Origin of the sequence: Pseudomonas extremaustralis (assembly GCF_900102035.1) — a bacterium.
GTDB lineage: Bacteria > Pseudomonadota > Gammaproteobacteria > Pseudomonadales > Pseudomonadaceae > Aquipseudomonas > Aquipseudomonas extremaustralis.
Genome location: NZ_LT629689.1, coordinates 1,980,798 through 1,998,496, shown reverse-complemented (window position 1 = coordinate 1,998,496; position 17,699 = coordinate 1,980,798). Strand labels below are relative to the sequence as shown.

Here is a 17,699-nt window from a genome sequence, read left to right as displayed (position 1 = left end):
GGCGGCAGATCGGTAGAATCGCCGCGTTTTTAAAATTTGGCTTCATTTCGGGACCAGGCACATGCCGAATCGCATCATCATCAGCCTTGTACTTTTGCTGATTGGCACTACCGCACAGGCTCAGGATCGCGCTCCGGCTATTTCCTACACCCGTGATATCCAACCGATCTTCACCGAGAAGTGCGTGGCCTGCCATGCCTGCTACGACTCGGCCTGCCAGTTGAACCTGGGCAGCGGCGAGGGCGCGGCACGGGGGGCGACCAAGGCGCTGGTCTACGATGGTGACCGCAGCCAGGCGAGCAAACCGACCCGGCTGTTCTATGACGCCTTCGGCAAAACTGCCTGGCAGCGCGAAGGTTTTACCTCGGTACTCGATGCCCAGGGCAGCCAGGCGGCGTTGATGGCGCGCATGCTCGAGCTGGGCCATCGTCGCACGCCCCTGAAGCCCAATGGCAAGCTGCCCGACGACATCGTGCTGGGCCTGAACCGCGAGAACATGTGCCCGCTGCCAGAGGAGTTCGACACCTACGCCGACATGCACCCCAACGAAGGCATGCCACTGGCCGTGACCGGCTTGAGCGACCAGCAATACCAGACCCTGCAACGCTGGCTGGCTGCCGGTGCGCCGATTGACCAGCAAGGCCTGGCGCCGAGCGCCCAGGAAGCTGCACAAGTGTTGCAATGGGAAAACCTGCTCAATACTCCCGGCGCCCGCGAAAGCCTGGTAGCCCGCTGGCTGTTCGAACACCTGTTCATTGCACACATCTATTTCGAAGGCGGTGAGCCGGGGCATTTTTTCCAGTGGGTACGTTCCCGCACTCCCAGCGGCCAGCCGATCGACCTGATCAATACCCGTCGCGCCAACGACGACCCGGGCACGCGGGTGTACTACCGTCTGTGGCCGATACAAGGGGTGATCGTGCACAAGACCCACATTATCTACCCGCTCAGTGCGGCGAAAATGGAGCGGGTCAAGTCGCTGTTCTACAGCGGTGACTGGCAGGCCACCGCCTTGCCGGGTTATGGCCCTGGCCGCCGCGCCAACCCATTCGAGACGTTCGAGGCGATACCGGCGCGGGCGCGTTACCAGTTCATGCTCGATAACGCCGAGTATTTCGTGCGCACCTTCATTCGCGGGCCGGTGTGTCGCGGGCAGATCGCCACGGACGTGATCCGCGACAACTTCTGGGCCCTGTTCCAGGCCCCCGATCATGACCTGTACATCACCGATGCCCGTTATCGCGGCAAGGCCACGCCGCTGTTGGCGATGCCGGGGCAGAATGACGACGTGGGCAGCGTTCTCAGCCTGTGGCTCAAATACCGCGACAAGCGCAACGAGTACGAAGCACTGCGTCGACACAGCTATGCCAACCTGCCGGCGCCCAGTTGGTCGACGCTATGGGCGGGCAACGACAATGCGCTGCTGAGTATCTTCCGCCACTTCGATAGCGCCTCGGTGAATAAAGGCCTGATCGGTGAAATCCCGCAGACGCTGTGGTTGTTCGACTACCCCTTGCTGGAGCGCACCTATTACCAACTGGTGGTCAACTTTGATGTGTTCGGCAATGTGTCGCATCAGGCCCAGACCCGCTTGTACTTCGACCTGATCCGCAACGGTGCCGAGCTGAACTTCCTGCGTCTGATGCCGGCCAATTCTCGCGATGACTTCCTTGACGATTGGTATCAGAACAGTGGCAAGGTCAAGCTGTGGATGGACTATGAGTCCATCGATGACGACAAGCCCACTGGGCTGATATTGGATAAAAACGACCCCAAGCGTGATTTCGTCAAGCAGTTGCTGAACCGCTACGGCGATCTCAATGCCAGCCCGGACCCGATCAACCGCTGTGCCGGCGCCTATTGCTCACGGCCGGGAATCGCCCCGGCGCTGCGCGATGCCGAACAGGCGCTGAGTCGCTTGACGTCCCGCCCTGCGGCGGGGCTCAGGGTCATCGAGCAATTGCCTGAAGCGACCATGTTGCGCATCGAGACGCGCAGTGGGCAGCGCGAGTTCTACAGCCTGTTGCGTAACCGCGCGCACAGTAACGTCGCGTTCATGCTGGGCGAGGCTTATCGCTATCAGCCGGGGCTGGACACCGTGACCATCTACCCTGGCGTGCTGAGCAGCTATCCGAACTTCATGTTCAATATCCCCGCCGAGCAAGTCCCCGAGTTTGTCGCGGCCATGGAGAACGCCAAGGACGCCCATCGCTTCGAGAAGATCGTCGATCGTTGGGGTATCCGTCGCAGTCACCCGCAATTCTGGCAGTACTTCCACGATCTTTCGACTTACATACGTGAAACCACGCCGGTGGAAGAAGGGGTATTGGATATGAACCGCTATGAGAACCTCTGACGGGCCAGGTGAGTCTTTTCCGACAAAATTACTGGGACTTTGTATCTGTGTAATATTTTGGCGTAAACTGCCGGCAAGCCTGTGAGGAGTTTCCATGACTGCCATAACCATTACCGACGCCGCCCACGATTACCTGGCTGACCTGCTGTCCAAGCAGAACACCCCAGGTATCGGCATCCGTGTCTTCATCACCCAGCCTGGCACCCAGTATGCCGAGACGTGCATTGCCTACTGCAAGCCCGGCGAAGAAAAGCCGGAAGATACCGCCCTGGGGCTGAAAAGCTTCACCGCGTATATCGATGCGTTCAGCGAAGCCTTTCTTGACGATGCCGTGGTGGATTACGCCACCGACCGCATGGGCGGCCAACTGACCATCAAGGCGCCGAACGCCAAGGTGCCGAACGTCAATGCCGACAGCCCGGTCAACGAGCGCATCAACTACTACCTGCAGACCGAGATCAACCCAGGGCTGGCCAGCCACGGTGGTCAGGTCAGCTTGATTGACGTGGTCGATGACGGCATTGCCGTATTGAAGTTCGGCGGTGGTTGCCAGGGCTGCGGCCAGGCGGACGTCACCCTGCGCGAAGGCATCGAGCGCACCCTGTTGGAGCGTATTCCGGAGCTCAAGGGCGTACGCGACGTGACTGACCACACGCAGAAAGAAAATGCCTACTACTGAGTAAGGCGTTCCCTGCGAACAAAAAACGGCGCCCGTGAGCGCCGTTTTTTTTTGCTTAAATTTCATTGGTTTACGTTATCTATCTAATGCTGAAGCTCAACTGTAGGAGCGGGCATGCCCGCGATAGCGGAGTCTCAGGCGACAGATCAGGTGTCTGGTACACCGAGATCGCGGGCAAGCCCGCTCCTACAGTTTTATTTTGTGATTTAAATCAAGAAGTTGTGCTGTTTTTATGATGTGAAAGATCAAGGTCGGTAGAGGTGTGCATGCCCCGCCCGATACAGCGATGACTCACTGAAGCTATCGCTCGCCAGCACCCGGCCCACCACAATCAGCGCCGTACGCCGAAAACCCTTGGCGGCGACCTTTTCGGCAATATCACTCAAGGTGCCCACGGCCCAATCCTGATCCGGCCAGGTCGCTCGGTGCACCACCGCAATCGGGCAGTCCGCGCCGTAGTGCGGCAGCAGTTCGGCGACGATCTTGTCCAGATGATTGACCCCCAGATGGATCGCCATGGTCGTACCGTGCCGCGCCAGGCTGTCGAAGTCCTCGCCGGCGGGCATGCTGGTTTTATCGGCGTAACGGGTCAGGATGACGCTTTGGGCGATGTCCGGCAGGGTCAGTTCGGTTTCCAGCAGCGCTGCGCAGGCAGCTACCGCCGTCACTCCCGGAATGATCTGAAAAGGGATGCCCAATTCGCGCAAGTGACGAATCTGCTCGCCGATCGCCCCATACAGGCTCGGATCGCCGGAGTGCACGCGGGCCACGTCCTGGCCGTTGGCGTGGGCGGCCTGGATCAGCGCGATGATCTGTTCCAGGTGCAGTTCGGCGCTGTTGACCACCTGCTGCGCCTGATGGCCCTCCAGGACCGCCATCGGCACCAACGAGCCGGCATAGATAATCACCGGGCAACTGCGGATCAGGCGCTGGCCTTTGACAGTGATCAGTTCGGGGTCGCCGGGGCCGGCGCCGATGAAGTAGACGGTCATGGAAATTCCTGTGCAAACCGGGTGAGCATGAAGATTGCTCATGATCGTGAGCGGCAATTATCGGGATTTTACCCGGCGCAGGCCAATGCAACGGTGGCCTGGGCGTTTTTGCGGCGGGGGACCAGCAGATGGGCGGGGGCATCGGCGAGGTGTTCGGCCAGGGCCAGCGCGGCGCTTTCGGCGATGCCATGGCAGCCGGTATGCGCGAAAGCGACGGCTGATTTATGGCTCAACCGGCTTTCGTAGGCCGCCAACTGCCCGGCGTTGAAACACTGCAACGGCACTTGCAGCAACTGGGACAGTGCAACCAGCCCTGGTTCATCCTGTTTGAGATCGATACTCGCCAGCGCCGTGACGCGCCGACGCTCGATTCCAGCTTCGGCCAGGGCGGCATCGAGCAGCGCCAGCAGGGTGTGAACATCACAACCCCGTTGGCAACCCAGCCCGGCCACCAGAGTCATGCCGAGTATTGATCGTCGCGGTTGCGGCGGAACAGCCAAGCGCTGATCAGGCCCAGGGCCAGCCAGAACGCCACGTTGGTCAGCTGCGAAGCGATCTTGAACTGCGCCTCCAGGGCCTCCGGGGCCAGCATCGAGTGCACTTGCGGTTGCGGCGCGCCGATCAGGTGGGGAACGGCCAGGATCGCCACGCCCAGCACCTTGAGCAGCCAACTGCGGCCGAACACGATCAACGCGATACCGACAGCAGTGGACGCTGCGGTGCCGATCCACCAGGTTTGGCGCAGCGTCAGCTCGGCGGCGGCGGTGCCCGGCAACTCCGGTGGCAGGCCCAGGGTCGGCGCCAGCACAAAGGTCGCGTAACCGGCCAGGCCCCACAGCAGGCCTTGGGCGGTGCGGGTCGGTGCGCGCAGGGTGTAGAGACCGGCCAGCATCAGGGCAAACCCGACGGCGACCACCAGATTGCCGCCTGTGGTGGACAGCACGCGCTGCCAGCCGTCTTCCGGCTCCCAGGCTTCGGTGTCATGGCTGTGGGCGGCGGCACCGGCGGCATGCTCATGGGGCATTTGTGTCGCGGCCGGGGCTTTTTCGAAGGATTCCGCCTGCAGAATCAGCGGTGCGACCCAGAAGCTTTGCAGCAGGGTCAGCAGCAGGGCGGCCAGCAGGCCGGTGAAGCCTGCGGTTTGCGCAATACGCTTGATCATGTCGGCAGGTCTCAGTGGCAGGGGAACGCGGCGCTGTGGCGGGTATCGTGGGCCGCGTTGTGCACGGCTTCGATATGGGAGAAACCGGCGAAGTACACCAGGCACGCACCGAGGATCGACGCGCCGATGGCGGCGGTCAGGCGTTGGCTGAGGGTGGTGGTGCGGTGGGTGGTGTGCGAAGTGCTGCTGATGATCGACATGGCGCGTCCCTTTCAGGTGTCAGGGTGACACGAGCGCATGCAAACCCCGCGAGCCGGGCACGCAGGGTTGAAACAGCGCCCGCCCACCGCGGGTTTGTTATCTGAAATTTTTCGGGCCGGTCTCCGGGCTTGCGAGGGGGCTCATCCATCGAGTCCTGAAAAGCATCGCCTTCCCATGCATAAAGCACAGTGGCTGTGACGCTTCGCTCGCTTACCGTTGCGGGGGCAGCACCGGACTGGTCATAACGCTATGACGCACCGGTTTCCCGTTTCACCCTGTGAAGGGCACCCGAAACAAGGCGTGTAGGAAAGCATGCAGAGCGACGGTAGTCAAATTGACCGAGCCCCTGTAGCCTTGCACCTTCGAGGTTCTTCGGCCCAGGCCGAAGCTAAGAAGGGAACGCGGTTCAAGCCGCGGCTGCCCCCGCAACTGTGAAGGGTTCATCTGACTGCCACGCCACTGCCGATACGGCGGGAAGGCGCAGCCAGCGCCGGTCGCAAGATCCGCAAGCCCCAAGCCAGGAGACCTGCCTCGCACTCGATTTTCCATTTCAACCGGGCGGGGTGATCCGGTGACGAAATCCGCTGCTGCGCGTCGCCGCAGGGCCTATCGTCCCGTATGCCCGCCCCCAAGGGCATCCGATGAAAACACTGGCCAAACTCCCCGTCACCATCGTCACCGGCTTTCTCGGCTCGGGCAAAACCACCTTGTTGCGCCATATGCTCGACAACGCCCAGGGCCGTCGCATCGCGGTGATCGTCAACGAGTTCGGCGAGCTGGGCATCGACGGTGAAATCCTCAAACAGTGCTCCATCGGTTGCACCGAGGAAGAAGCCAACGGTCGTGTGTATGAGCTGGCCAACGGCTGCCTGTGCTGCACCGTGCAGGAAGAGTTCTTCCCGGTGATGCGCGAATTGGTGGCCCGTCGCGGCGACCTCGACCATATCCTCATCGAAACCTCGGGCCTGGCCCTGCCAAAACCCTTGGTCCAGGCCTTCCAGTGGCCGGAAATCCGCAGCGCCTGCACGGTTGACGCCGTGATCACCGTGGTCGACAGCCCGGCCGTGGCCGCCGGCACCTTCGCGGCTTTCCCGGACCAGGTCGACGCCCAGCGCAAGCTCGACCCGAACCTGGACCACGAATCGCCGCTGCACGAGCTGTTCGCCGACCAACTGGCCAGCGCCGACCTGGTGATCCTCAACAAGTGCGACCTGATCCACCCCGAAGACCTGGCCCGCGTGCGCCTGGAAGTCGCCGAAGAGTTGCCGCCGGCGGTCAAGATCATTGAAGCCAGCAGCGGTCGTGTGCCGCTGGACGTGTTGATCGGCCTGGGCGCTGGTTCCGAAGAACATATCGACGGCCGCCACAGCCATCACGATCATCACCACGAAGGTGAAGACGACCACGACCACGACGCCTTTGATTCCATCTCCATCGACCTGCCGCAGTCCGACGAAGCCCTGCTGCTCGATGCCCTGACCCAACTGGTGGTTCAACACGGCATCCTGCGCGTCAAAGGCTTCGCCGCGATCCCGAACAAATCGATGCGCCTGCTGATCCAGGGCGTGGGCACCCGCTTCGACAAACACTTCGACCGTGCCTGGGCCGCCGATGAAGCGCGCACCACGCGCCTGGTGCTGATCGGCCAGGAGCTGAATGCGGCGGGCCTCGAAGCGCAATTGCGCGCCGCCCTCAGCGCCTGACCCATGCACCTGCTCAGGACCCAGCCCGGTGGTTTCGTTTCCGACGACAACATCGCCGACCTTGGACAAACCCCGGCCGAGCTGGTGATCCTGTGCAGCGGCGATTCCAGCCTGGCGCTGCTGGCCGAAGCGGCCCAGCAGTTGCCGCAGGATTACCCCAGCTTTCGCCTGGCTAACCCGATGCAGGTGCAGAACCACGCTTCGGTCGACCTGTACGTCGATGAAGTGCTGCGCCATGCCAAGGTCATCCTGCTTTCGCTGCACGGCGGCATCGGCTATTGGCGCTACGGCATCGAGCGCCTGGTGGCGTTGGCCGAGCGCGGCGTGCAACTGATCCTGGTGCCGGGGGACGATCGCCCCGATCCGGAACTCAGCGGCCTGAGCACCGTTGGCGCGCCGGAGCGCGACCGCCTGTGGCACTTCCTGCGCCAGGGTGGCCTGGGCAATGCGCTGGATTTCTACCGCTGCCTGGCCAGCGCTTACCTGGGCCGCGACTATGCCTGGCGCGAGCCCCAGACCCTGCCGCGCACCGCGATTTATCACCCGCACAAAGCCGATGCACGCCTTACCGACTGGCAGATGGATTGGAACGCCGATTGGCCCGTCGCGGCCGTGCTGTTCTACCGCTCCCATTTGCAGGCGGCCAATACCGGTTTTATCGACGTGTTTTGCCAGCGCTTGCAGGCGGCGGGTCTCAATCCCTTGCCGATGGCGGTGGCCAGTCTGAAAGAGCCCGGCTGCCTGGCGATGGTCGAAGACGCGCTGGATGAGGTCGGGGCGGCGGTGATTCTGAACACCACCGGGTTTGCTCAATCCAGCCCCGAAACGCCGCATCTGCGACCGTTTCGCCGCAACATCCCGGTGATCCAGGCGATCTGCGCCCAGGACAACCAGCCCGGCTGGGAAGCCAGCGAGCAAGGCCTCGGCCCTCGCGATCTGGCGATGCACATCGCCTTGCCGGAACTGGACGGGCGCATCATCAGTCGGCCCATCAGCTTCAAGGACCTGGCCTGGCGCAGCGAGCGCAGCCAGTCGGATGTGGTGTGCTACCGCGCCGCGCCGGAGCGCATGGACTTTGTTGCCGAGCTGGCGCGCCGCTGGGTCGAGCTGGCACGGGTGCCGAATGCGCAAAAGCGCATCGCCCTGATCCTCGCCAACTACCCGACCCGCGATGGCCGCATCGGCAACGGTGTGGGCCTGGATACACCCGCCGCGGCGCTGAATATCCTGCGGGCGCTGCGAGCCGAAGGGTATCCGCTGCCCGAGCACCTGCCCGCGAGCGGCACTGCACTGATCCACGAGCTGCTCGGTGGCGTCACCAATGACCTCGACAGCCTCGACCTGCGCCCCTGTCACCAAAGCCTCGGCCTGGACGAGTACGAGGCGATGTTCCAGCGTTTGCCCGAAGCCAATCGCCAGGCCGTGCTGGCGCGTTGGGGTACGCCCGATCAAGATCCGATGTGCCGTGACGGGCGCCTGATGATCGCCGGCCTGCGCCTGGGCCTGACCTTTGTCGGCATCCAGCCGGCGCGGGGTTATCAGGTGGACGCCAGCGCGGTGTACCACGACCCGGACCTGGTACCACCCCACGGCTACCTGGCGTTCTACTTCTGGCTGCGCCACACCTATGGCGCCCATGCCCTGATTCACGTGGGCAAGCACGGCAATCTGGAATGGTTGCCGGGCAAGGGCGTGGGGCTGTCGCAGCACTGCTGGCCGGATGCGCTGCTGGGACCGCTGCCGAATATCTACCCGTTTATCGTCAACGACCCGGGCGAGGGTGCCCAGGCCAAGCGCCGCACCCAGGCGGTGATCATCGATCACTTGATGCCGCCACTGACCCGCGCCGAAACCTACGGGCCGTTACGCGATCTGGAGTTGCTGGCGGACGAGTATTACGAAGCGCAGTTACTCGATCCGCGTCGTGCCCTGGAGTTGCAGAAAGACATCCTCAAGCTGGTGCGCGAAACCCGTATCGACCAGGAGCTTGAGCTGGACAGCGACGCGGACGCCACCGTCTGGTTGCCGCGCCTGGACACCTACCTGTGTGACTTGAAGGAATCGCAGATCCGCGACGGCTTGCATATCTTTGGCGAGTCCCCCCTGGGCCGTTTGCGCATCGACACCTTGCTGTCGTTGTTGCGAATTCCCCGTGGCGATGGGCGTGGTCCGCAGTCGAGTCTGCTGCGTGTGTTGGCCAAGGCCTTCGAGCTGGGCTTTGACCCGCTCGATTGCGCCCTGGCCGAGCCCTGGACCGGGCTTCGTCCCATGGTGTTGCAGAAGATCGATGAGCAGCTGTGGCGCACCGCCGGCGATACCCGCGAGCGCCTCGAATTGTATGCCGCGCGGTTGATCGAGCAGGCATTGGAAGGTCCGCTCGAACAGCTCCAAGAGCCAGGCTGGCACGAGGTGAAGGCGGTCATCGAGAGCCTGCGTATCGTCGTCGCGCCGCGCCTGGATGCCTGCGGCCCGGCAGAAATGCGCGGCTTGCTCGATGCCTTGAACGGTCGCTTCGTGCCGGCGGGGCCGAGCGGTGCGCCGAGTCGCGGGCGCCTGGATGTGCTGCCGACCGGGCGCAATTTCTTCACCGTCGATGTGCGCAACCTGCCGACCACCACGGCCTGGCGCATCGGCTTCCAGTCCGCCAACCTGATCCTTGAACGGCATTTGCAGGACCATGGCGATCACCTGCGTCAGCTCGGCCTGTCGGTGTGGGGCACCGCCACCATGCGCACCGGCGGCGACGATATCGCCCAGGCCATGGCGCTGATGGGCGTGCGCCCGGTATGGGCTACCGGCAGCCAGCGGGTGGACGACTTTGAGATCCTGCCGATCAGTGTGCTGGACCGCCCGCGCGTCGATGTCACGCTACGGGTATCCGGGTTCTTCCGCGATGCCTTCGCCAACCTGATCCGCCTGTTCGATGCGGCGGTGCAGGCGGTGGCGGCGCTGGATGAGCCCGACGAGATGAACCCGCTGGCGGCCAAGGTGCGCAGCGAACGTGAGGCGCTGCTTGCGTCCGGCCTGGATGCCGAGGTGGCGGCGAAGCAGGCCGGCTGGCGCATTTTCGGGGCCAAGCCCGGGGCCTATGGCGCAGGCGTGCAGGGCGCGATCGACGGGCGCCTGTGGCAAAGCCGTGAGGACTTGGCCGAGGTCTACCTGAATTGGGGCGGCTATGCCTATGGCGGTGCGGATGAAGGCACCGCCGCTCGCGATCAATTCGCCCAGCGTTTGAGCCAGGTGCAGGCGGTGTTGCAGAACCAGGACAACCGCGAGCACGACCTGCTCGACTCGAATGACTATTACCAGTTCCAGGGCGGCATGCTCGCCGCCGTGGAAACCCTGAGCGGCGCCAAGGCCGCCAGCTACCATGGCGACCACAGTCAGCCGGACCTGCCGAAGATCCGTACCTTGAAGGAAGAGCTGAACCGGGTGATCCGTTCCCGCGCCGCCAACCCCAAGTGGATCGACGGGGTGAAACGCCACGGCTATAAAGGCGCGTTCGAGATGGCCGCGACGGTGGACAACCTGTTCGCCTTCGACGCGACCACGGCATTGATCGACGATCACCAATACGCATTGCTCGCTGACGCCTACCTGCTGGACCCCGACACCCGCGCCTTTGTGCAACAGCACAACCCTGCTGCGTTGCGTGACATGACCGAACGCCTGCTCGAAGCCCAGCAGCGCGGCCTGTGGCAAGCGCCGGGCGCGTACCGCGAAGCGTTGGAAAACCTGTTGCTGGATATAGAAGAAGACAGCTGATGACTGATATTCCCCATTTCCCGCTGTCCGCCGTGGTCGGCGCCGACGACCTGAAGCTGGCGTTGTGCCTGACCGCCATCGACCCGCGGATCGGCGGCGTGCTGATCGAGGGCCCGCGCGGCATGGCCAAGTCCACCCTGGCACGTGGCCTCGCGGACCTGTTGGCCAGCGGGCAGTTTGTCACCTTGCCGTTGGGTGCCACCGAAGAACGTCTGGTGGGCACCCTGGACCTGGACGCGGCGCTGGGCGAAGGCCGCGCGCAGTTTTCCCCGGGCGTGTTGGCCAAGGCCGACGGCGGCGTGTTGTATGTCGATGAAGTCAACTTGCTGGCCGATCACCTGGTCGACCTGTTGCTGGACGTGGCTGCCAGTGGCACCAATCTGATCGAGCGCGACGGCATCTCCCACCGGCATTCGGCGCGCTTTGTGCTGATCGGCACGATGAACCCGGAGGAGGGCGAGTTGCGCCCGCAGTTGCTGGACCGGTTTGGCTTCAATGTGGCGTTGAGCGGGCAGACCTTGCCGGCCGAGCGCGGGCAGATCATCCGCCGCCGCCTGGATTTCGACAGCGATCCGACGGCGTTCTGCGCACAGTGGGCCGAACCGCAGGCGGCCTTGCGCGAGCGCTGCACCCAGGCGCGGGCACGGCTGGACAGCATTGCGCTGGATGATCAGGCTTTGGCGCAGATCAGCGAGCGCTGTTTTGCCGCCGGCGTCGATGGCTTGCGTGCCGACCTGGTCTGGCTGCGCGGCGCCCGAGCCCATGCGGCGTGGCGCGGGGCGTCGGCGATTGCCGAGGAAGATATCGAGGCCGTGGCGGAGTTTGCCTTGCGCCATCGTCGCCAGGAACATTCCCCGCCCGCCAACCCGCCCAGCCAGGGCCAGCCGCCCAAGCCGTCGGACACCTCGCCGGGCCAGGGCCAATGGGGCGACATGCCCGCGCCGAGCCTGCCCACCGGCGCGCGCCGAGACGTGCCGAGCTGGCCAAAAAAGCCCTAGGCATCCGCCCTCGACCTGACATGGGGGCGGATGCACGGCCCACGGCGGGGCGACTGGACCACGGCAGACACGGTAAGGCTCGCAGCGCGCAGCAGGGTGCGATCAACTGGCCGGGCACCTTGCTCGGTGGCCGACCGCAATCCCGTGAAGACCTGCGTTACCACTTGCGCAGCCGCGCGGTCCATGAATTGTGGCTGGTGATCGTCGACGCGTCGGCTTCCACCCGGCGGCATCAGGCGTTGAGCGATGCCAAAGGCTTACTCGCGCAACTGTTCGATGACGCCTATCGGCAACGCGCGCGCATGGCGCTACTGACCGCCAGCGGGCAATCGCCCAAGTGGCAGGTGCAAGGGCTGAAAGCGGCGCAAAGCCTGGCGCGCTGGCTCGCGTCGTTAGGGGCGGGCGGTGGCACGCCATTGCTGGCGGCGCTGACCGAGGCCGGGCAATGGCTGGCGGCGCGACGCAAGCGTTATCCGGCCGAGCAGCAGCGATTGCTGGTGATTACGGATGGGCGGCTCAAGGATATCGCCGGGCTGCCGGCGCTGGCGTGTCCGGGGTTGCTGATAGACATCGAGCGCGGTCCGATCAGGCTGGGTCGGGCCCAGGCGCTGGCGACCGGCTTGCAGCTGGATTATCGACACATCGACACCCTGTAGACGCGGTACCTGGCGCGCCAGCCCCCCTTGTAGGAGCGAGCTTGCTCGCGAAGATCGTCAACGATAACGCGGTCATGCTGGAAAAATGCGGCGCTCTCGGGTTTTTCGCGAGCAAGCTCGCTCCTACAACAGCCGGTACCTGGCATTGCCTGCAAGCCTGGCGCGCCGCCCCCCTTCTTGCTCGCGAAGATCGTCAACGATAACGCGGTCATGCTGGATAAATGTGGCGCTCTCGGGTTTTTCGCGAGTGAGTTCGCTCCTACACGGTTCCGGGGACGTTGGGCCAGAGGTCGGCGACGAGGAAGAGCCGCTCGGCTTCTTCCCAGTCTTCACCGTTCTGGACCAGCCGCACCAGTAACTGCGCGGGCGCCATCGGTTCCAGGTCGGCCAGCCATCCCTGCATCTGTTCCTCGCTCCACACCTCGTCCGTCAGGTAATGCGCCGGCGCCAGCCATGCATGGCGGGGCAGGGGCTGCCAGCGGCCGGGGGCGCTGGCGCTGACGAAGTCGCGCCAATCCCGCTGATGCAGCCAGCGTCCGCGCAAATGCTGCGGATGAGCGCCAAAAGGCGATTCGGACTGGCCCGGCCAGGGATAGAGCAGGTACCCGCCGAGCCACAAATGCGCATCGAATTGCTGGATATCCAGGGCGGCCAGCGCTTCGCGGCTTTCCGGTCGCGCCGAGATCGGCAGTTGGTGCTGGGCCAGGTGTGTCAGCTTGCGGTCCAGGCGGTCGTGACAACCAGGGCCCAGCCACTGCGCGGTGTCCCGGCCGTTGCCGTCCTGCGGACCCAGGTAGAGTTTGATCGCCAGTTCCAGGTGGTGCACGCCATCGCGGTCACGCAGCAGCATGTCCAGTTCGCCCAGGGTATGCCCGGCGCGGCGGATCGGCAGGTTGGCGGCGAGCAATTCCACGCCCGGCGCATGTCGCACGGCGAACTGCCACAGACGTTCGTAATACAGACCCAGGCGGCGGGTGCGCGATTGGCTCAGCCAAAGCTGCAGGGCGCTGCTGTCGCGATCGAGTGCGCGCAACCAGTGTTCGAGAAGATGGGGCGCCTGCACCCAATCGCTACCGGCCAGCGGATGACGCTGTGGCCAGGGCGTTTGTGCCAGCATCGGCGGGGCGAGCATCACCCACGCCAGGTCGCGCACCTCTGGGTGACGCAATTGGCGGGGCAGGGCGAACAGGTCAGGGAACAGAGTCATGGTCCGAGCATAGCCTTTTACGTCGTGTGCGGGGGGCTGAGAACTGTTGTCATCCAGGCCTTGCGGCGACAAAGGATTTTGCCTGGCGCAGCCTTTCGCCCATAATCGTCGTTCTTTGCCACACCCCCAATCCCGCAGGAGCCCCATGGAGCACTTTCGCAATATCGGCATTATCGGTCGCCTGGGCAGTACCCAGGTGCTGGACACCGTCCGCCGGCTGAAAAAATTCCTGCTGGAACGCCACCTGCATGTGATCCTCGAAGACACCATCGCCGAAATCCTCCCCGGCCACGGCTTGCAGACCTCGTCGCGAAAAATGCTCGGCGAAGTCTGCGACATGGTCATCGTGGTCGGCGGCGATGGCAGCCTGCTGGGCGCGGCGCGGGCCCTGGCGCGGCATAACGTGCCGGTGCTGGGGATCAACCGTGGCAGCCTGGGTTTCCTCACCGATATCCGTCCCGATGAGCTGGAAGTCGAAGTGGCCAAGGTCCTCGACGGCCATTACCTGGTGGAAAACCGCTTCCTGCTGCAGGCCGAAGTGCGTCGCCACGGCGAAGCCATCGGCCAGGGCGATGCGCTCAATGATGTGGTGCTGCACCCTGGCAAATCCACGCGCATGATCGAGTTCGAGCTGTATATCGACGGCCAGTTCGTGTGCAGCCAGAAGGCCGACGGCCTGATCGTCGCCACGCCCACCGGTTCCACGGCGTATGCGCTGTCGGCCGGCGGCCCGATCATGCACCCCAAGCTGGATGCCATTGTGATTGTGCCGATGTACCCCCATATGTTGTCCAGCCGGCCGATTGTGGTCGATGGCAACAGTGAGCTGAAAATCGTGGTATCCAAAGACATGCAGATCTACCCGCAAGTCTCCTGTGATGGGCAGAACCATTTCACCTGCGCCCCCGGTGACACCATCACCGTAAGCAAAAAGGCGCAGAAGCTGCGGCTGATCCATCCGCTGGACCACAACTACTATGAAGTGTGCCGCACCAAGTTGGGCTGGGGCAGCCGCTTGGGGGGTGGAGGCGACTGATGCTCGATCCCACGCGTAGCTACGACCTGATTGGTGACGTGCACGGTTGTGCCCACACCCTTGAGCACCTGCTCGACCTGTTGGGCTACCACAAGCACGCTGGCACCTGGCGCCATCCCTCGCGCATGGCGGTGTTCCTGGGCGATCTCATCGACCGTGGCCCACGCATTCGCGAGGCGCTGCATATCGTCCATGACATGGCCGAGGCCGGGCAGGCGCTGTGCATCATGGGTAACCATGAGTTCAACGCCCTGGGCTGGGCCACGCCCGCGCCGCCGGGCAGCGGCAAGCAGTTCGTGCGCGAACACACGCCGCGGCACGAGCGCTTGATCCACGAGACCCTGACCCAGTTCGAGCATCACCCCGGCGACTGGCACGACTTCCTCGGCTGGTTCTACGACATGCCGCTGTTCGTCGACGCCGGACGTTTCCGCGTGGTGCATGCGTGCTGGGACGATGGGTTTATCCAGCCGCTGCGCGCGACGTTCCCCGATGGCTGCATCGATCAGCATTTCCTCCAGGCCGCCGCCGTACCCGGCAGCTTCGCCTGCAACGCCTTCGACCGCCTGCTGCGCGGCACCGATATGCGCCTGCCGGACGGTTTGACCTTGACCGGTGGCGATGGCCTGACACGTTCGTTCTTCCGCACCAAGTTCTGGGAAGAAGACCCGAAAACCTACGGCGACATCGTGTTCCAGCCCGACGCCTTGCCGGAGCCGGTGGCGCGCACGCCGTTGTCGTCTTCCGAGAAGAACTCCCTGCTGCGCTATGGCGTCGATGAGCCTGTGCTGTTCGTTGGGCATTACTGGCGCAGCGGCAAACCGGCGCCGATCCGTTCGAACCTGGCCTGCCTGGATTACAGCGCGGTGCTGTACGGCAAGCTGGTGGCGTATCGACTGGATCAGGAAACCCGCCTCGATCCGCATAAATTCGTATGGGTCGACGTTGAGCGGCCCGAGGTGATCACATGAGTGCCGTGCCCGTATTGCGCTTGCCCCTGAGCGTCGACCTGGGCGGTTTCGTCAAACTGTTGCAGCGCATGCAGGTGCCCCATCGCGTCAGTGAAGAAGCCGGCGAGCAGGTGTTGTGGGTGCCCGAGACCATCAGCGACGACGTGCGCGTGTTGTATGAACGCTTTCCCGCCGGTGACCCGGACCAGCAACTGGATATTCCCGAACAGGCGCCCGTTTCGCGCCCCAGCTTTATCCAGCAAGTGCGCCGTAGCCCGGTGACGGCGCTGGTGTTGCTGGCGAGCCTGATCGTCGGTGCGGTGACGTTGCTCGGCGAAAACCTGCAAGCCATGAGTTGGCTGACCTTCTTGCCGTTCCGGGTGATGGGTGATTACATCCAGTTCACGCCTTTGGCCGATACCTTGGCCTCGGGACAGTGGTGGCGGTTGGTTACGCCGATGCTGATCCACTTCGGCATCCTGCACCTGGCCATGAACGGCATGTGGTACTGGGAGCTGGGCCGGCGCATCGAAGCGCGCCAGGGCGGCATCAACCTGCTGGGCCTGACCCTGTTGTTCAGCCTGGTCTCCAACTACGCGCAATACGCTTATGGCGGCCCGGGCCTGTTTGGCGGGTTGTCCGGCGTGTTGTATGGCCTGCTCGGGCATTGCTGGATCTTTCAGTTACTTTCGCCCAACCCCGCCTATCGTCTGCCCCGTGGGGTGCTGGCGATGATGCTGGTGTGGCTGGTGCTGTGCCTGTCGGGGCTGGTCTCGATGATCGGCTTCGGCGAAATCGCCAACGCAGCCCATGTGGGTGGCCTGGTCATCGGTTGCCTGACCGGTTTGCTCGGCGGTCTCTATAACCGCCGCAAAACGTCTATTTATTAAGGAAGAGTCGCCATGTCCTCTTTTGCAGAAATGATCGAAAACATCACGCCGGACATCTACGAGAGCCTCAAACTCGCCGTGGAAATCGGTAAGTGGGCCGATGGGCGCAAACTCACCGCCGAGCAGCGCGAATTGTCGTTGCAAGCGATGATCGCCTGGGAAATCCAGAACCTGCCCGAAGACCAGCGCACCGGCTACATGGGCGCGCAGGAATGTCATTCGAAGTCGACCACGGTGCCGAACATCCTGTTCAAGTCGGATGCGCTCCATTGATCGAAATCGGTCGCGGTGCAGTCAGCAAGATGTCGGCGCAACTCGGTGAGCCGACCGTTCAATACGCGTTTCGCCTGGGCGACACCGAGGTGCCGGTCAACCCGCTGATCGGCACCCATATACGCCTGGAGTACCTCGGGGCCATTCATTGCAGCCATTGCGGGCGCAAGACCAAGACCAGTTTCAGCCAGGGCTATTGCTACCCGTGCATGACCAAACTGGCCCAGTGCGACCTGTGCATCATGAGCCCCGAGCGTTGCCATTACGACGCCGGCACCTGCCGTGAGCCGGGCTGGGGCGAGCAGTTCTGCATGACCGACCATGTGGTGTACCTGGCCAATTCGTCAGGGATCAAGGTCGGCATCACCCGCGCCACCCAACTGCCGACCCGTTGGCTGGACCAGGGCGCGAGCCAGGCGCTGCCGATCGTGCGGGTGTCCACGCGCCAGCAGTCCGGTTTCGTCGAAGACCTGTTCCGCAGCCAGGTGGCCGACAAGACCAACTGGCGCGCCTTGCTCAAGGGCGATGCGCAAGCGGTCGACCTCAAGCAAGTCCGCGACGAGCTGTTCGCCGCCTGCGCCGAAGGCCTGGTGACGTTGCAGGAACGCTTTGGCCTGCAAGCCATCCAAACCGTTTCCGACATCGAGCCGATCGAAATCCGCTACCCGGTCGAGCAGTATCCGACCAAGATCGTCAGCTTCAATCTGGACAAGAACCCGATTGCCGAAGGCACGCTGCTGGGGATCAAGGGCCAGTACCTGATCTTCGATACCGGCGTTATCAATATTCGCAAGTACACGGCCTACCAGCTCGCCGTGCATCAGTAGAAGG

General features: G+C 63.6%; 17 protein-coding genes and 2 riboswitches. Of the genes, 12 read left to right on the top strand and 5 right to left on the bottom strand.

Annotated features, from left to right (window positions below):
- Window positions 1–61 precede the first annotated feature (61 nt).
- Window positions 62–2,356, top strand: coding sequence for a fatty acid cis/trans isomerase (locus BLR63_RS09310; RefSeq protein ID WP_010564752.1), 2,295 nt, complete (start codon window positions 62–64; stop codon window positions 2,354–2,356).
- 94 nt (window positions 2,357–2,450) lie between these two features.
- Complete coding sequence (gene nfuA, locus BLR63_RS09305) at window positions 2,451–3,035, top strand: Fe-S biogenesis protein NfuA (RefSeq protein ID WP_003190728.1); 585 nt, start codon at window positions 2,451–2,453, stop codon at window positions 3,033–3,035.
- A gap of 245 nt (window positions 3,036–3,280) precedes the next feature.
- Here the strand turns inward: nfuA and cobM are convergent, their stop codons facing one another.
- The 4 genes from cobM to BLR63_RS09285 all read right to left on the bottom strand — a co-directional run bounded on the left by cobM (window position 3,281) and on the right by BLR63_RS09285 (window position 5,389).
- Complete coding sequence (gene cobM / locus BLR63_RS09300) at window positions 3,281–4,027, bottom strand: precorrin-4 C(11)-methyltransferase (RefSeq protein WP_010564751.1); 747 nt, start codon at window positions 4,025–4,027, stop codon at window positions 3,281–3,283.
- A gap of 68 nt (window positions 4,028–4,095) precedes the next feature.
- Complete coding sequence (locus BLR63_RS09295) at window positions 4,096–4,488, bottom strand: cobalamin biosynthesis protein (protein WP_010564750.1); 393 nt, start codon at window positions 4,486–4,488, stop codon at window positions 4,096–4,098.
- The gene (locus BLR63_RS09290) at window positions 4,485–5,189 is read right to left on the bottom strand and encodes a CbtA family protein (RefSeq protein WP_010564749.1); all 705 of its coding nucleotides are present in this window, start codon (window positions 5,187–5,189) and stop codon (window positions 4,485–4,487) included. Before BLR63_RS09290 ends, BLR63_RS09295 begins: the two co-directional genes overlap by 4 nt.
- Window positions 5,190–5,200: 11 nt before the next feature.
- Window positions 5,201–5,389 carry a CbtB domain-containing protein gene (locus BLR63_RS09285; protein ID WP_010564748.1) on the bottom strand — a complete coding sequence of 63 codons (189 nt, stop codon included), beginning with the start codon at window positions 5,387–5,389 and terminating at the stop codon, window positions 5,201–5,203.
- Window positions 5,390–5,486: 97 nt separating this feature from the next.
- Window positions 5,487–5,697: riboswitch (cobalamin riboswitch) on the bottom strand.
- Between the two features lie 41 nt (window positions 5,698–5,738).
- A riboswitch (cobalamin riboswitch) is annotated at window positions 5,739–5,938 on the top strand.
- Between the two features lie 93 nt (window positions 5,939–6,031).
- On the opposite strand from BLR63_RS09285, the gene cobW reads away from it, so the two are divergent.
- From cobW to BLR63_RS31815, 5 genes are read left to right on the top strand one after another with little or no spacing between them, the layout of a single operon-like run.
- Complete coding sequence (gene cobW, locus BLR63_RS09280; protein WP_010564747.1) at window positions 6,032–7,093, top strand: cobalamin biosynthesis protein CobW; 1,062 nt, start codon at window positions 6,032–6,034, stop codon at window positions 7,091–7,093.
- A gap of 3 nt (window positions 7,094–7,096) precedes the next feature.
- Window positions 7,097–10,858, top strand: coding sequence for a cobaltochelatase subunit CobN (gene cobN, locus BLR63_RS09275; RefSeq protein ID WP_010564746.1), 3,762 nt, complete (start codon window positions 7,097–7,099; stop codon window positions 10,856–10,858).
- Entirely contained in the window at window positions 10,858–11,856 is a 999-nt protein-coding gene (locus BLR63_RS09270) for an ATP-binding protein (RefSeq protein WP_010564745.1), read from the top strand. The genes cobN and BLR63_RS09270 overlap by 1 nt, the downstream gene beginning before the upstream one ends.
- Before the next feature lie 20 nt (window positions 11,857–11,876).
- Window positions 11,877–12,512, top strand: coding sequence for a vWA domain-containing protein (locus BLR63_RS09265; RefSeq protein ID WP_010564744.1), 636 nt, complete (start codon window positions 11,877–11,879; stop codon window positions 12,510–12,512).
- Window positions 12,513–12,553: 41 nt separating this feature from the next.
- Window positions 12,554–12,715, top strand: coding sequence for a hypothetical protein (locus BLR63_RS31815; protein WP_156791899.1), 162 nt, complete (start codon window positions 12,554–12,556; stop codon window positions 12,713–12,715).
- Between the two features lie 56 nt (window positions 12,716–12,771).
- Here the strand turns inward: BLR63_RS31815 and BLR63_RS09260 are convergent, their stop codons facing one another.
- On the bottom strand, window positions 12,772–13,719 hold the full coding sequence (locus BLR63_RS09260; protein WP_010564743.1) for a DUF1853 family protein: 948 nt from the start codon (window positions 13,717–13,719) through the stop codon (window positions 12,772–12,774).
- 145 nt (window positions 13,720–13,864) lie between these two features.
- Between BLR63_RS09260 and BLR63_RS09255 the strand changes: the two genes are divergently transcribed.
- From BLR63_RS09255 to BLR63_RS09235, 5 genes are read left to right on the top strand one after another with little or no spacing between them, the layout of a single operon-like run.
- Window positions 13,865–14,755 carry an NAD(+) kinase gene (locus BLR63_RS09255; protein WP_003190745.1) on the top strand — a complete coding sequence of 297 codons (891 nt, stop codon included), beginning with the start codon at window positions 13,865–13,867 and terminating at the stop codon, window positions 14,753–14,755.
- Window positions 14,755–15,726 carry a metallophosphoesterase gene (locus tag BLR63_RS09250; protein WP_010564742.1) on the top strand — a complete coding sequence of 324 codons (972 nt, stop codon included), beginning with the start codon at window positions 14,755–14,757 and terminating at the stop codon, window positions 15,724–15,726. The genes BLR63_RS09255 and BLR63_RS09250 overlap by 1 nt, the downstream gene beginning before the upstream one ends.
- Complete coding sequence (locus BLR63_RS09245) at window positions 15,723–16,595, top strand: rhomboid family intramembrane serine protease (protein WP_010564741.1); 873 nt, start codon at window positions 15,723–15,725, stop codon at window positions 16,593–16,595. Before BLR63_RS09250 ends, BLR63_RS09245 begins: the two co-directional genes overlap by 4 nt.
- 12 nt (window positions 16,596–16,607) lie before the next feature.
- On the top strand, window positions 16,608–16,868 hold the full coding sequence (locus BLR63_RS09240) for a YeaC family protein (protein ID WP_010564740.1): 261 nt from the start codon (window positions 16,608–16,610) through the stop codon (window positions 16,866–16,868).
- Window positions 16,865–17,695 (top strand): DUF2797 domain-containing protein, encoded by an 831-nt coding sequence (locus BLR63_RS09235; RefSeq protein ID WP_042946778.1) that lies wholly within the window; start codon window positions 16,865–16,867, stop codon window positions 17,693–17,695. The genes BLR63_RS09240 and BLR63_RS09235 overlap by 4 nt, the downstream gene beginning before the upstream one ends.
- Window positions 17,696–17,699 lie beyond the last annotated feature (4 nt).

Coding starts and splice junctions, on each gene's coding strand:
- cobN (WP_010564746.1), top strand. CDS start 7,097: ATGCACCTGCTCAGGACCCAGCCCGGTGGTTTCGTTTCCGACGACAAC.
- BLR63_RS09290 (WP_010564749.1), bottom strand. CDS start 5,189: ATGATCAAGCGTATTGCGCAAACCGCAGGCTTCACCGGCCTGCTGGCC.
- cobW (WP_010564747.1), top strand. CDS start 6,032: ATGAAAACACTGGCCAAACTCCCCGTCACCATCGTCACCGGCTTTCTC.
- BLR63_RS09245 (WP_010564741.1), top strand. CDS start 15,723: ATGAGTGCCGTGCCCGTATTGCGCTTGCCCCTGAGCGTCGACCTGGGC.
- BLR63_RS09265 (WP_010564744.1), top strand. CDS start 11,877: ATGGGGGCGGATGCACGGCCCACGGCGGGGCGACTGGACCACGGCAGA.
- BLR63_RS09260 (WP_010564743.1), bottom strand. CDS start 13,719: ATGACTCTGTTCCCTGACCTGTTCGCCCTGCCCCGCCAATTGCGTCAC.
- cobM (WP_010564751.1), bottom strand. CDS start 4,027: ATGACCGTCTACTTCATCGGCGCCGGCCCCGGCGACCCCGAACTGATC.
- BLR63_RS09240 (WP_010564740.1), top strand. CDS start 16,608: ATGTCCTCTTTTGCAGAAATGATCGAAAACATCACGCCGGACATCTAC.
- BLR63_RS09310 (WP_010564752.1), top strand. CDS start 62: ATGCCGAATCGCATCATCATCAGCCTTGTACTTTTGCTGATTGGCACT.
- BLR63_RS09255 (WP_003190745.1), top strand. CDS start 13,865: ATGGAGCACTTTCGCAATATCGGCATTATCGGTCGCCTGGGCAGTACC.
- BLR63_RS09270 (WP_010564745.1), top strand. CDS start 10,858: ATGACTGATATTCCCCATTTCCCGCTGTCCGCCGTGGTCGGCGCCGAC.
- BLR63_RS09295 (WP_010564750.1), bottom strand. CDS start 4,488: ATGACTCTGGTGGCCGGGCTGGGTTGCCAACGGGGTTGTGATGTTCAC.
- BLR63_RS09285 (WP_010564748.1), bottom strand. CDS start 5,389: ATGTCGATCATCAGCAGCACTTCGCACACCACCCACCGCACCACCACC.
- BLR63_RS09250 (WP_010564742.1), top strand. CDS start 14,755: ATGCTCGATCCCACGCGTAGCTACGACCTGATTGGTGACGTGCACGGT.
- nfuA (WP_003190728.1), top strand. CDS start 2,451: ATGACTGCCATAACCATTACCGACGCCGCCCACGATTACCTGGCTGAC.